This is a genomic window from Cellulomonas persica (assembly GCF_007989825.1).
Classification (GTDB): Bacteria; Actinomycetota; Actinomycetes; order Actinomycetales; family Cellulomonadaceae; genus Cellulomonas; species Cellulomonas persica.
This window is the reverse complement of the sequence record NZ_BJUA01000009.1, coordinates 135968-148306: the sequence shown is the minus strand read 5'-3', so window position 1 is coordinate 148306 and position 12339 is coordinate 135968. Positions and strand designations below refer to the sequence as shown.

At 73.4% G+C, this 12339-nt stretch carries 12 protein-coding genes; 6 read left to right on the top strand and 6 right to left on the bottom strand.

Annotation, left to right across the window (positions count from 1 at the left end; genetic code table 11):
* Positions 1–42: 42 nt before the first annotated feature.
* Together CPE01_RS10700 and CPE01_RS10695 are read right to left on the bottom strand one after the other, a co-directional pair.
* Positions 43–399: a TraR/DksA family transcriptional regulator gene (locus tag CPE01_RS10700; RefSeq protein ID WP_146806631.1), complete on the bottom strand. Its 357-nt coding sequence runs from the start codon at positions 397–399 to the stop codon at positions 43–45.
* A 152-nt stretch (positions 400–551) separates the two neighbouring features.
* Entirely contained in the window at positions 552–1478 is a 927-nt protein-coding gene (locus tag CPE01_RS10695; protein WP_146806630.1) for a pseudouridine synthase, read from the bottom strand.
* Positions 1479–1798: 320 nt separating this feature from the next.
* Between CPE01_RS10695 and cspE the strand changes: the two genes are divergently transcribed.
* The 4 genes from cspE (at position 1799) to CPE01_RS10675 (ending at position 3731) form a co-directional block, all read left to right on the top strand.
* Positions 1799–2002, top strand: coding sequence for a transcription antiterminator/RNA stability regulator CspE (gene cspE, locus CPE01_RS10690; RefSeq protein WP_146806629.1), 204 nt, complete (start codon positions 1799–1801; stop codon positions 2000–2002).
* Between the two features lie 172 nt (positions 2003–2174).
* Positions 2175–2726 carry a DUF2510 domain-containing protein gene (locus CPE01_RS16445; RefSeq protein ID WP_186811502.1) on the top strand — a complete coding sequence of 184 codons (552 nt, stop codon included), beginning with the start codon at positions 2175–2177 and terminating at the stop codon, positions 2724–2726.
* A gap of 94 nt (positions 2727–2820) precedes the next feature.
* Positions 2821–3117 carry a type II toxin-antitoxin system VapB family antitoxin gene (locus CPE01_RS10680; protein WP_146806628.1) on the top strand — a complete coding sequence of 99 codons (297 nt, stop codon included), beginning with the start codon at positions 2821–2823 and terminating at the stop codon, positions 3115–3117.
* Positions 3114–3731 carry a LytR C-terminal domain-containing protein gene (locus CPE01_RS10675; protein WP_146806627.1) on the top strand — a complete coding sequence of 206 codons (618 nt, stop codon included), beginning with the start codon at positions 3114–3116 and terminating at the stop codon, positions 3729–3731. The genes CPE01_RS10680 and CPE01_RS10675 overlap by 4 nt, the downstream gene beginning before the upstream one ends.
* A gap of 135 nt (positions 3732–3866) precedes the next feature.
* Here the strand turns inward: CPE01_RS10675 and CPE01_RS10670 are convergent, their stop codons facing one another.
* Positions 3867–5234: a uracil-xanthine permease family protein gene (locus CPE01_RS10670; RefSeq protein ID WP_186811501.1), complete on the bottom strand. Its 1368-nt coding sequence runs from the start codon at positions 5232–5234 to the stop codon at positions 3867–3869.
* Between the two features lie 479 nt (positions 5235–5713).
* Between CPE01_RS10670 and CPE01_RS10665 the strand changes: the two genes are divergently transcribed.
* On the top strand, positions 5714–7021 hold the full coding sequence (locus CPE01_RS10665; protein WP_246783871.1) for a glycosyltransferase family protein: 1308 nt from the start codon (positions 5714–5716) through the stop codon (positions 7019–7021).
* Here the strand turns inward: CPE01_RS10665 and CPE01_RS10660 are convergent.
* The 3 genes from CPE01_RS10660 to CPE01_RS10650 form a co-directional block, all read right to left on the bottom strand.
* A complete protein-coding gene (locus CPE01_RS10660; protein WP_146806625.1) occupies positions 7009–7944 on the bottom strand; it encodes an LLM class F420-dependent oxidoreductase in 936 nt (311 codons plus the stop codon). The two genes, CPE01_RS10665 and CPE01_RS10660, sit on opposite strands and share 13 nt — an antisense overlap.
* Positions 7945–8122: 178 nt before the next feature.
* Positions 8123–9082, bottom strand: coding sequence for an Fpg/Nei family DNA glycosylase (locus tag CPE01_RS10655; protein ID WP_146806624.1), 960 nt, complete (start codon positions 9080–9082; stop codon positions 8123–8125).
* 35 nt (positions 9083–9117) lie between these two features.
* The gene (locus CPE01_RS10650; protein WP_246783870.1) at positions 9118–11007 is read right to left on the bottom strand and encodes an AAA family ATPase; all 1890 of its coding nucleotides are present in this window, start codon (positions 11005–11007) and stop codon (positions 9118–9120) included.
* 299 nt (positions 11008–11306) lie between these two features.
* Between CPE01_RS10650 and CPE01_RS10645 the strand changes: the two genes are divergently transcribed.
* The gene (locus CPE01_RS10645; RefSeq protein ID WP_246783869.1) at positions 11307–12200 is read left to right on the top strand and encodes a L,D-transpeptidase; all 894 of its coding nucleotides are present in this window, start codon (positions 11307–11309) and stop codon (positions 12198–12200) included.
* Positions 12201–12339: the final 139 nt, after the last annotated feature.

Genomic DNA, 12339 nt, shown 5'->3' with positions numbered 1-12339 from the left:
GCAGCCGCGCTCACCCGACGGCACGCTGAGAGGCGGTGCCGCTCACTGCGCGGCGTGCTCGACGCACGTGGTCGCGGTCGGCCGCGCGCGCAGGCGCTCGGGGTCGATCGGCTCTCCCCCGACGACGCAGGTGCCGTACGTCCCGGCGGCGAGTCGGTCGAGTGCGGCGTCGACCTCCGCGAGGCGGCGGCGCACGTCGGCCGCGAGCGCGTCGACCTGGGCGCGCTCGAACGCGATGGTCTGGCCCTCGGGGTCGTGCTCGTCGTCGATGTTGGCGCCCCAGGACGCCTCGACGAGGTCGGACTTCGCGGCGCCGAGCCCGACCGCCCGGTCCAGCGCGTCCGCGCGCATCGCGAGCAACCGTGCACGCACCTCGTCGGCCTCCGGACCACGCTCCATGAACGTCACCCTCGCACCGCCCGGTGACGCGCGCAGGGAGCCGTCTCGCGACGTCGTCAGGTACGGGCGGGATCGTCAGCTGGAGCAGACGACATCACGGAAAGCTGACGACCTCGCGCGGACGGCTGACGACGTCACGCGCGGACGCGGGCTCACGGCTCGGCGCGCAGGGGGAGGTGGCGGGTGCTGCGGAAGTGGCGTGGAGTGCCGTCCAGGGGGTCGGTGAAGGACAGCTCGCCGGCGAGGAGCTGCAGGGGGTGGGCGAAGTCGTCGACGGCGACGTCGCACACCACCGGGTAGAGCGGGTCGTCGACGATCGGGATGCCCAGGCCCAGCAGGTGCAGGCGCAGCTGGTGGGTGCGGCCCGTGCGCGGCGTGAGGCGGTAGACGCCGAGGCCGTCACCGACCGACGACTCGAGCTCGACGAGCGTCTCGGCGTTGACCGGGGCGTCGGGCACGACGCGCGCCTGCCAGTCGCCGCGCTCCTTGCGGATGTGGTTGCGCACCACCACGGGCAGCGCCAGGTCGTCGCGCAGTGGCGCGAGCGCCCAGTACGTCTTGCTCACCTCACGGCGCTCGAAGACGCTCTGGTACGGCCCGCGCCAGCGCCGCTCGGTCGCGAGCATGAGCAGGCCGGACGTGACGCGGTCGAGGCGGTGCAGCGGGGAGAGCTCGGGCAGGTCCAGCGCGGCGCGCAGACGCACGACGACGCTCTGACGCACGTGCCGCCCGCGGGGGATCGACGAGAGGAACGGGGGCTTGTCGACGACGACGAGCCGCTCGTCACGGTGCACGACGTGCAGCTCGCCGGGCACGTCGGGCTCGTCGCGCAGGTCGCGGTGGAACCATACGAACCGGTGCGGGCGGTAGGGGTCGTGGTCGCGGACGGCGCGACCGTCGTCGTCGACGAACCGACCGTCGGCGAGCATCGCGGCCACGTCGACGTGCTCGGGGAACCGCTGCCGCAACCAGGCGCCCATCGTCGGCCAGGGGGCCGGCTGCGCGGGGTCACGGTCGGGCGTGCGCACCCACGCGGCGGCAAGACCGTGCCGCGCCGGCAGCGGGGAGCGGGGTGGCACGCGCCGATCGTACGGCGGCGTGGCACGGGTACGACGAGCGCACGACCAGCACCCGACGAGCGTCAGGCGGCCGCCCGACGATCCCGCCGCGGTCACGCGACGCGCCCGCGGCAGGCCGCACGACGCGCGTCGGCCGGGGAACGAGTCCGACGAAACCTCTCCCCTTGACCGCTCACCCGCCGCTACGGTGGTGCGCGTAGTCGCAGTGCCTCGCTTGTCGCCGCCTCCTCGCACGACCCGGCGGACTCCAGACGACGAGACCGTGATCACCGGTCCCGGCACCGCCGGGGTCGTCCCGCTGCAAGGAAGTGAACGGCCGCATGGCAACTGGCACCGTGAAGTGGTTCAACGCCGAGAAGGGGTTCGGCTTCATCGCCCCCGACGACGGTGGACCGGACGTCTTCGCCCACTACTCCGCCATCCAGACGAGCGGCTTCCGCTCGCTCGAGGAGAACCAGAAGGTCGAGTTCGAGGTGACGCAGGGCCAGAAGGGCCCGCAGGCCTCGAACATCCAGCCTCTCTGACGGCCTGCGAAGGGCGGGTTCCCTGCGGGGGACCCGCCCTTCGTCGTCCCCGACCGCACTCCGGGACCGGACCGGCCTCAGCGAGGTCCCCACCCGTCCTCAACCCGCCTGGCCTGCGTGCCGACGTGTACCCCAGACGTCGCGCCCGACGGCGTCCGACGACGAGGACGCCATGACGACGACCCAGCCCGGCTGGTACCCGGACCCGCAGAACCCCGCGACGATGCGTTGGTTCGACGGCACGCAGTGGACCGAGCACGTCTCGCCGGTCGTGACGATGGACCCGAACGCGCCCAGGGGCTCGTCGCGGTCCGCGGGCAAGACCGCGCTGATCGTCGTCGCGATCGTCGTCGTGACGCTGCTCGTCCTCGGGATCCTCGCCGCGATCGCCCTCCCCGTCTGGCTCAGCCAGTCCCAGAAGGAGGAGTTCGCCTCGAGCGTGCGCACCGTGACGTGCGAGCAGGTCGTCGACGAGGCCGTCGAGCTCTCGCACCGCGACCTGCCGGCGGGCTACGTCGCGCTGGCGGACGTCACGGACGTGTTCGTCGTGGCCGACGAGCGCGCGGACCTGCAGCGACCGCCCTCGGGCGAGCTCGTGCTCGTGCTGACGTGCGAGGGCACGGCGCGCTGGGACGACGGCACCACCGGCACCATCCGGCTGGCGCTGTCGGTCGACTCCGCGGGCAGGCACTCGATCGCCGACGCGACCCAGACCACCACGTGACGGCTGCGGCGTCGTCGGCCGAAGTCACCCGAAGGGGTCGACGGGCGGCGGGTGAAGGTCCGGCGAACGGCGGCTCGCCCTCTAGAGTGTCCCCGTGATCTTCAAGGCGGTGGGCGAGGGCAGGCCCTACCCGGACCACGGGCTCGAGACGGCGAAGCAGTGGGCTGAGGTCCCGCCGCGCCAGGTGCGGCTCGACGAGCTCGTCACCACCAAGCGCACGCTCGACCTGGACGCGCTGCTCTCCGAGGACTCCACGTTCTACGGCGACCTGTTCGCGCACGTGGTGCAGTTCAAGGGGGTCATGTACCTCGAGGACGGCCTGCACAGGGCGGTGCGGGCGGCTCTGCAGCAGCGTCCTGTGCTGCACGCGCGGGTGCTGGTGATCGAGTGAGCGACGCCGACCGCGCGCGGGCGTTGCGACGCCGGCACATGCGCGAGCGCCAGGCCGTGGTCTTCGGCGTGCTGCTCGCGGCGCTCGCCGTGATCGGCCTCGGTGCCGCCGCGGTCTACACCGGCAGCCTGAGCCTGCCGTTCGTGGAGGAGGAGTTCCAGGCGAAGCCGACTCCCACGCCCACGTACCGCGCGTTCCCGTGCCCGCCCGAGGGCGCGCTGCCCGTCCCCTACGGCGAGATCACGCTCAACGTCTACAACTCGACGAACACCGGTGGCCTCGCGGCCAGCACGCAGAAGGCGTTCACCGACCGCGGGTTCGCGGCCGGCGAGACCGGCAACCAGCCGGCGTTCGCCGGCACCGCCCAGATCTCGTTCGGCGTCTCGGGGATCGCCGCCGCGTACACGGTCGCCGCGCACGTGAGCGACCCGGTGCTCGTGCTCGACGGTCGCAAGACCGCGGAGGTCGACATCACGCTCGGCTCGCAGTTCACAGCTCCGCTGCCCGCCGACGAGGTGACCCTCGACCCGGAGACCCCGCTCGTGGCACCCAAGGGCTGCACACCCGTGCCGACGGCGGCCGCGACGACGCAGGCGCCCGCGACCGAGGGCTGACGACCCGCCCACCACACGGACCGCGCACGGCACCCGCACCAGCACGAGCGAGCACAGCACCAGCGAGCACAGCACGAACGCCGCGGGCCGACCCCCGATCAGGGAGCCGACCCGCGGCGTTCGTCGTGCGAGGCGTCAGTGCGCCGCGGCCTCCTCGACCGCGTGCTCGTCACCGCCCGGTGCGGACGCCGGCGACGCGGGCTCGTGCGTCGTGCCGCGCCACCGCGCGATGACCCGCATGAGGTGGTAGATCCCGATCGAGGCGGCCGTGCCGAGCGCGATGCCCGTGAACGTGAGCTGGCCCCAGTGCCACGTGAAGTCGGCGATGCCGATGACGAGCGCGACCGCGGCGGGCGTCAGGTTCACCGGGTCGGAGAAGTCGACCTTGTTCTGGATCCAGATGCGCGCGCCGAGCAGGCCGATCATCCCGTAGAGCAGCGTGGCCGCACCGCCGATGACGCCGGGCGGGACCGTCGCGATCGCCGCGCCGAACTTCGGCGAGAGCGCCAGGAGCAGTGCGGTGAAGCCGGCGACCCAGTACGCGGCCGTCGAGTACACGCGCGTCGCGGCCATGACGCCGATGTTCTCGGCGTACGTCGTCGTCCCGGAACCACCGCCGACGCCCGCCAGCGTCGTGGCGACACCGTCCGCGAACAGCGCGCGACCGGTGACGTCGTCGAGGTCGCGCCCGGTCATGGCCGTGACGGACTTCAGGTGGCCGATGTTCTCGGCGACGAGGACGAGCACCACGGGCAGGAACAGGCCGAGCGTGCCGACCTCGAAGCGCGGCGTGACGAACTCGGGCAGACCGACGTACTGGGCCTGCCCGATGGCCTCGAAGTTCACCTCGCCGCGGATGACCGCGACCACGTACCCGATCAGGACACCGACGAGGATCGACAGGCGGCCGAGGATGCCGCGGAACAGCACCGAGCACAGGATGATCGCGCCGAGCGTGCACAGCGCCGTGACGGGCGCCGCGCGGAAGCCGCTGTCCTCGTTCTGTCCCCACGCGGCCGGCGCGAGGTTGAAGCCGATGAGCGCGACGATCGTGCCGGTCACCACGGGCGGCATCGTCAGCTCGATCCACCGGGTCCCGACGACGTGCACGACCAGGCCGACGAGCGCGAGCGCGACACCGGTGACGAGGATCCCGCCGACGGCGACCTGCTGGCCCCCGCTGGCGCTCGCGGCGGCGATCGGCGCGATGAACGCGAAGCTCGACCCGAGGTAGCTGGGCACGCGGTTGCGCGTGATCAGGAGGAAGCCCAGCGTGCCGATCGCCGAGAAGAACAGCGTGGTCTGCGGCGAGAAGCCCGTCAGCAGCGGCACCAGGAACGTCGCGCCGAACATCGCGACGACGTGCTGCATGCCGATCCCGATGGTGCGGGGCCACGAGAGGCGCTCGTCGGGAGCGACGACCGCACCTGGGGAGATGGTCTTGCCGTCACCGTGCACCGTCCACCCGAACCAGCGTCCGCGCTGGTCGACCTCAGCCGCCACGTCAGTCCTCCTCCTGCGCCGGTTCGTCGTCCGGCTCGCTGCCACCCGGAGGCGGTCGACGACCGCCTCGACCCCCGTGACGGAGGGTAGTGGTCCGCGTTCGACGCGCAGGCCAAACGCCCACGTGACATCGTCGTGCGGTAACGTCCGCTGCGATCGGGAGGCCGAGATGTCCGAGAACGACGAGACCTTCACCCCGCCGGTGCCCCATCACGTGGTCTCGGGCGGCGCGCCCGACCCGGTGAAGGCCACCGAACCCGTGGCTCCGCCGGCGCTCGACGAGACCGAGGCAGGCGACGAGGGAGAGCGGGGGGGGCGCGAACCGGCCGACGATCATGCCGCCGACGGGTCCGCAGTCCGGCGTGGTCATCCCGCCCGTCGAGCGCCTGGACTAGTCACCGCCCGCCACCGCCCCACGCACCACGGGGCCCGCCCGCACGGAGGCCCCGCTGCACCGCCTGCTCCGCTCCACGCCGACCGTGTGGCTCGCGTTCCTCGTCGTGCACGCGTGGCTGCTGGTGCTCGGCGTGTACCTGCGACCTGCCCAGACGTTCTGGGACCTCGACCTGTACCGCTGGTGGATGTGGCAGGGCCTGCACCAGGGCACGTGGCCCGTCCTGGACGGGCCGTGGGTGTACCCCGTCGGGGCGCTCGTGCCGATGCTCACCGCGGCGACGGGCGGCGCGGACAGCACGTCCGGGTACGCGCTCGCGTGGAGCCTGTGGGCCACGGCGTTCAACGCCGTGGGTCTCGTGGCGCTGCTGCACGCGCCGCGGGTCGTGGGGCACCGGCACATCGAGCGCACCACCGCGGGTGCGTGGTGGTGGATCGGCTTCACGGCGCTGCTCGGCCCGGTCGCGATGGGGCGGCTCGACGCGGTCGTCGCGCCCGTCGTGATCGGGGCGCTCGTCGTCGCGCTGCGCCACCCGCGTGTGGCGTCCGCGCTGCTGACCGCGGGCGCCTGGGTGAAGGCCGCGCCCGGCGCGCTGCTGCTCGCGCTCGTCGTCGTGGTCCGACGCCCGTGGCGCGAGGTGGTCCTGCCCGCCGCGCTCGTGTGCGCGGGCGTCGTCGCGTTCGTCGTGCTCGCCGGCGGGCGCGAGCACCTGCTGTCGTTCCTCACCGAGCAGGACGAGCGCGGGCTGCAGATCGAGGCCGTCGGCGCGACGCCGTGGGTGCTCGCGAGCCTCGTCGACCGCGACGTGAACGTCGAGCTCAACGCCGAGCTCATCACGTGGGAGGTGCACGGACCGGGAGCGCAGGGCGCGTCGGACACGCTCGGCGTGCTGTTCGTCGTCGGGATCGCGCTCGCGGGGCTGTTCCTGTGGTGGTGCGCGCGGCGCCTCGGCCCGCGCCTGTGGTCCGACGACACGGCACGCGCCCAGCTCCTGGTCCGCGGGTCTCTGCTGGTGGCGACGCTGCTGATCGTGCTCAACAAGGTCGGGTCACCGCAGTACATCGGGTGGATCGCACCGCCCGTGGCCGTCGCGCTCGCGTTGCGTCTGCCGGGCTGGCGGGCGACCGCGTGGTTCGTCGCCGCGATCGCCGGCGCGACGCAGCTCATCTTCCCGTGGGGCTACCCGCAGATCACCAGCGAGGGCGTCGCGATGACGCTGCTGCTCGCGGGTCGCAACCTCGCGCTCGTCGTGCTCACGGCGCTCGTCGTGCTCGACCTGGTGCGCGAGGCCCGCGCCCCGCACTACGCGGTGTCCGTCGTCGGGTCGTCCGACGAGGGTGCGCTGGTGCCCGAACCGCGGCTCAAGCACCAGCGCGACGCTCAGCCGAGCTGAGGCGCGACCTCGTTCGCGACCAGCTCGAGGTGGTCCAGGTCGGCCAGGTCGAGCACCTGCAGGTAGACGCGCGTCGCGCCCTGCTCGCGCAGCCACGCGAGGCGCTCGACGACCTCACCCGGCGTCCCCGCCAGGCCGTGCTCGCGCAGCTCGTCGGGCTCACGGCCGATCGCCTCGGCGCGCTGCGCGACCTGCGCCTCGTCCTTGCCGACGCACAGCACGAACGCCGCCGAGAGCACCAGGTCGTCGGCCGGGCGGCCGACCGCCTCGCACGCCGCGCGGGCCCGTGCGAACTTGTCCGCGACCGTGTCGAACGCGGGGAACGACAGGTTGAACTCGCTCGCGAACCGCGCCGCGAGCGCGGGCGTGCGCACCGGGCCGTTGCCGCCGACGATCACCGGGACACCCGGACGGCCACCGACCTGCTGCACGGGCTTCGGCAGAGCCGGCGAGTCCTCGAGCGTGTAGTGCTCACCCGCGAAGCCGTACTTCTCGCCGACCGGCGTGCCCCACAGGCCCGTCACGATCTCGAGCTGCTCCTCGAGCAGACCGAACCGCTTCGCCGGGAACGGGATGCCGTACGCGCGGTGCTCCGCCTCGAACCACCCGGTGCCGAGGCCGAGCTCGACGCGCCCGCCCGACATCTGGTCCACCTGCGCGACCTGGATCGCCAGGATGCCCGGGTAGCGGTACGTGACCGACGACACGAGCGTGCCGAGGCGGATCCGGCTCGTCTCACGCGCCAGGCCGGCGAGCGTCGTCCACGCGTCCGTCGGGCCGGGCAGGCCGTCGGTGCCCATGCCGAGGTAGTGGTCGGAGCGGAAGAAGGCGTCGAAGCCCAGGTCCTCGGTGGCGCGCGCGACGCGGAGCAGGTCGTCGTAGGTGGCCCCCTGCTGGGGCTCGGTGAACACTCGCAGATCCATCCCCCGATCATGCCGTGCCCGAGCCCCCGACCCGCCCCGCCTCTCACCGCTGGCACGGGGTCGTCAGCACCCCGCGACGTCGTCAGAAGAACTCGGGGTCGTCAGGTGTTGCTGACGACCCACCCTGCTTCTGACGACTTCGCGCGGCCGGCGGGTCGCCGGGCCCGGGCGACGAGGGTCAGGGGCGGGTCTGGCAGGTGCGGCAGTGGTAGAGCTTGCGGGTCGCCATGTCCTCGACGGTGATCGGTGTGCCGCACAGGTAGCAGGGCAATCCCGCGCGGCCGTAGACCCAGTGGCGCAGCATCTTGTCGGTCAGCGCCAGGCGGCGCTCGTCGGGGCTCAGGTCCTCGCGCGTGATCATCACGCCTGTCGCGATGCCGTCGGGCAGCAGCCGCGCCCAGTCCTCCCAGAGCCCGAGCGCGACGTCGTGCGGCACCTGCTTGCCGGGCGTCCACGGGTCGAGCCGTGCACGGAACAGCAGCTCGGCGCGGTAGATGTTGCCGATCCCCGCGACGACCGCCTGGTCCATGAGCAGCTGGCCGACCGGGACGCCGCGCGTGCGCACACGCCGGACCATCTCGGCGCCCGCGGCCTCGAGGTCGGTCTCGGTGGCGGGGTCCGGTCCGAGCCGCGCGACGACCGCCTCGGCCTCCGCCGGGTCGAGCACCTCGCACGCCGACGGCCCACGCAGGTCGGCCACGGTCTCGTCGGTCGCGAGCCGCACCCGCACCTGGCCGACGGGCTCGGGCGGGAACAGTGCGTCGTCGTGCGGGACGCCCGCGACGAGCCCGCCCTCGTCGGCCGGTGACTCACGCTCGTCCTCGCCCATGCGCACCGCGCGGCGCAGCCGCGGCGCGCCCAGCGACCCCCACGCGGACTCGCCGGGCACGATCGACGACAGCCGCCCGTAGAAGTCCCACGCGCCGTACAGGCCCAGGTGCACGCGCAGCACGTCGCCGCCGGCGAACTCCAGGAACAGGTGCTTGCCGACCGCCGACGAGCGGGTCAGCGTCTGGCCGTCGAGCCGCGCGGCGCCGGCCGCGAACCGGCCCTGCGGCGAGCTCACGCGCAGGGTCCGTCCGACGAGGTCGGCGTCGAGCTGGCGGGCGATGCGGTGGACCGTATGACCTTCGGGCACGCCCGCAGGGTAACCGCGCGCCCGTCCGGGCAGGGTCAGGCGGCCGGGCTGGTGCCGATCCGGCCGGCCACCGCCTGGGCCAGGACGGGCCGCGCCGCGCGGACCTCCGCCATCGACTGCGCACGCTCGAGCACGTCGGTGATCTCCGGCCCGATCAGCTCGTGCCGCTCCAGCAGCGCGTCGCGCAGCGCCTCGACGAGGTGCCGGTTGCGCGACAGCAGACGCCGCACGCTCGAGCGGGCCTCGTCGAGCACGCCCTCGAGCTGCTCGCGCGAGGCGTGGTCGGCGAGCACCGCGGAGACCAGGTCGCGGTCGACCGCGAGGAACGACACGAGCGAACCGGTCATCCCCGCGGCGCCGACCATCTGCGCGGCGGTACGCGTCGCGGCGGCCAGGTCGCTCGCGGGGCCGGTCGACGTGTGCCCGTAGAACAGCTCCTCGGCGACCCACCCGCCCATCGCGATCTGCACGAGCGCCTGCAGGTCGTACTGCGAGTGCGTCCACACCTCCTCGCAGTCGTTGTGCGCGAGCAGGCCGAGCGCGTCGCCGCGGCGGATGATCGTCAGCACCTCGAGCGTGCGGTTCGGCGCGACGAGCCACGCGACCGTCGCGTGCCCGGCCTCGTGCGTCGCGATCAGCCGCTGCTCGGCCTCGGTGTACCGCACGGGCTGGCCGATCCCGACCATCTCGGTGATGCGCGCCTGCTCGACGTCGTGGAACGACATCGTGGTCGAGCCGCGGCGCAGCGCGTTGACCAGTGCCTCGTCGAGCAGGTGCTCGACCATCACGGGCGTCCAGCCGTTGGTCGCCGCCGCGATGCGGTCGCGCAGCACCGGGTCGTCGAGCGAGACCTCGTGCGAGCGGCGCGCCAGGAAGTGGTCGACGAGCGCCCGACGACCGTGCGCGTCGGGCGCGGAGAACGTCAGGTGCCGGTCGAACCGGCCGGGACGCAGGAGTGCCGGGTCGAGCGAGTCGGCGCGGTTCGTCGCGGCGATGAGCAGGATCGGCGCACGGCCCGGTCGGCGCTGCTTGAGCTGCTTGTGCCCCGGGAGCAGCAGGTTCACGGCCGCGATCATCCGGTTGACGAGCTTGTCGAGGCCTGTCGGCTCGTCGAACGACTGCATCTGCACGAGCAGCTCGTTGACGACCCCGCCGGTGCCCTCCGAGATGACCGCGTTCGTCGTCGTCCCCCGCAGGCCCGGCAGCGGACCGGACGACGACGACACGCACGCGGACGCCGCCGACGGCACCCCCGACGGCGCGGCGCCGAGCATCCCGCCGCGCCGCAGCGCGATCGCGTCGATCTCCTCGATGAACCCGATCGCCCCGCCCTCGCGCCGCGCGGTGGTGCGCAGCGCGCGGAAGTACGCGCGGATCTTGCGGGCCGTCGCCCCGTAGTACATCGACTGGAACGACGTCGCGGAGACGAACAGGAACGGCACTCCCGCCTCGGCGGCCATCGCCTTGGCGGTCAGCGTCTTGCCCGTGCCGGGCAGCCCTTCGAACAGCAGCCCGCGCCGCGGCGTGCCGCCCATCTGGTCGGCGAACCGGCGGTGCGTCTGGAACAGGTCGATCGAGCGGCGCACGTCCTCCTTGACCGGGTCGATGCCGATCACGTCGTCGAGCCGCACGTCGACCTGCTCGGGCCGGTACACCAGGTGCGGCGACCGCGACGTGCCGACGGTCGTGAGGACGACGATGAGCAGCATCGCCGCGAAGAAGATCACGATCGTCACGAGGAACGGGTCCATCGCGGGCAGCCGCGGCAGCACGGGCCGGTCCAGCAGCGCCGCGGTGATGACCCACGCCTCGGCGAGCAGGATCACCGCCGCGAGCCGGTACACGCGGCGGCGGCGCATGCGCTCGCGCTCGACCGCGATGTCGTGAGCGCCCTGCCGGATCGGAGAGATCAGCTCCTCGGCCACGTCGGTCTCCTCGTCGTCGGTCGGGGACGCGGGCGCCGGCGGGCACGCGCGCTCGGTGACGTCAACGGCGCCACGTGCGCCCATCGTCCGGCCGGGTCGGGATGACCGCAAGATCGGACATTTCGGACCACCCGAACGGCCTAGTCAACGGTCCTCGTCCCGTCGCAGGCCCGCGGTCCCCGGCCTCGCCGACCGCACCGCGGCATCCTCGGACGTCCGGGTGCGCCCGCGCTCGGTGAGGCACGATGAGAGGACATCCCGGGCACCTCGGGCGAGGCCCAGCACGACGAGGAGGATCCGTGCAGGTCACGACGCAGCACCGATGCGCGCACCCCTGGGCCGCCGCGCTGCTCGTCGTCCTGATGGCCGGGTGCGCTGCCCCGGCCACGCCGCCGACCTCGTCGGGTGAGGCGGCGGTCGTCGTCGTGCACGACGACGTCACGGTCGCCAAGTCCGCGGCCCCCTCCCCCGAACCGCGCCCGGACCTGTCGACGCTCACGACGATCGACCCGGTGCACGTGGTCCCCGGGCTGCTCGGGCTCGACGGCCTCACCCAGCTCGAGAACGACGACCCGTCGCTCGGCCGGTGGCGGACCGCGCTCGTCGTGCGGGACACCGCGGCCTACGACGCACCGGACGGCGAGCCCGTGGGCGTGCTGCCCGCGCGGACGCTCGGGGTCGGCACGGTCGTGCCCGTGGTCGACGCGCGTGACGGGTGGCTGCGCGTGATGGTCGCCGCGCGCGGCGCGCTCCCCAGCCAGGACCCGACGCGCGTCAACGGCCGCACCGCGTGGGTCCGCGCGTCCGACACCGCACGCGCAGGCACGGACTGGCGCGTGACCGTCGACCGGGCCGCGCAGACCGTGACGATCGACGACGGCCGCGACGTCACGACCCACCCCGTGCTCGCCACCGGCTCGTCGTCACGTCCCACCCCGACGGCGCCGCAGTTCGTCGTCGGCACGTTCTGGGACCAGCCGGGGACCACGACCCCGCGCGTCATCCTGCTCTCGACGCAGAGCGAGACCATGGACGACTACGACAAGCGCACCGGGACGTCCGCGACCGCGTTCCACACGACGACACTGCGCTCGCGCGGCGAGGTCTCGAACGGCTGCATCCGCGTCTCCGACGACGTCCTCGACGTCCTGTGGCACCGCGTCCCCGCAGGCACCCTGGTCCTCATCACCTGACCCGGGCCCGCCCACCCGCGACCACGGCACACCCAGACCGACCCCCACGTCACGAGCGCGACACACCCACGCCGACCCCCCACCCACGAGCGCGGCAGAACGAGCGCGAGCGCGGGTCGGAGAGCACCGCGCTCGCACC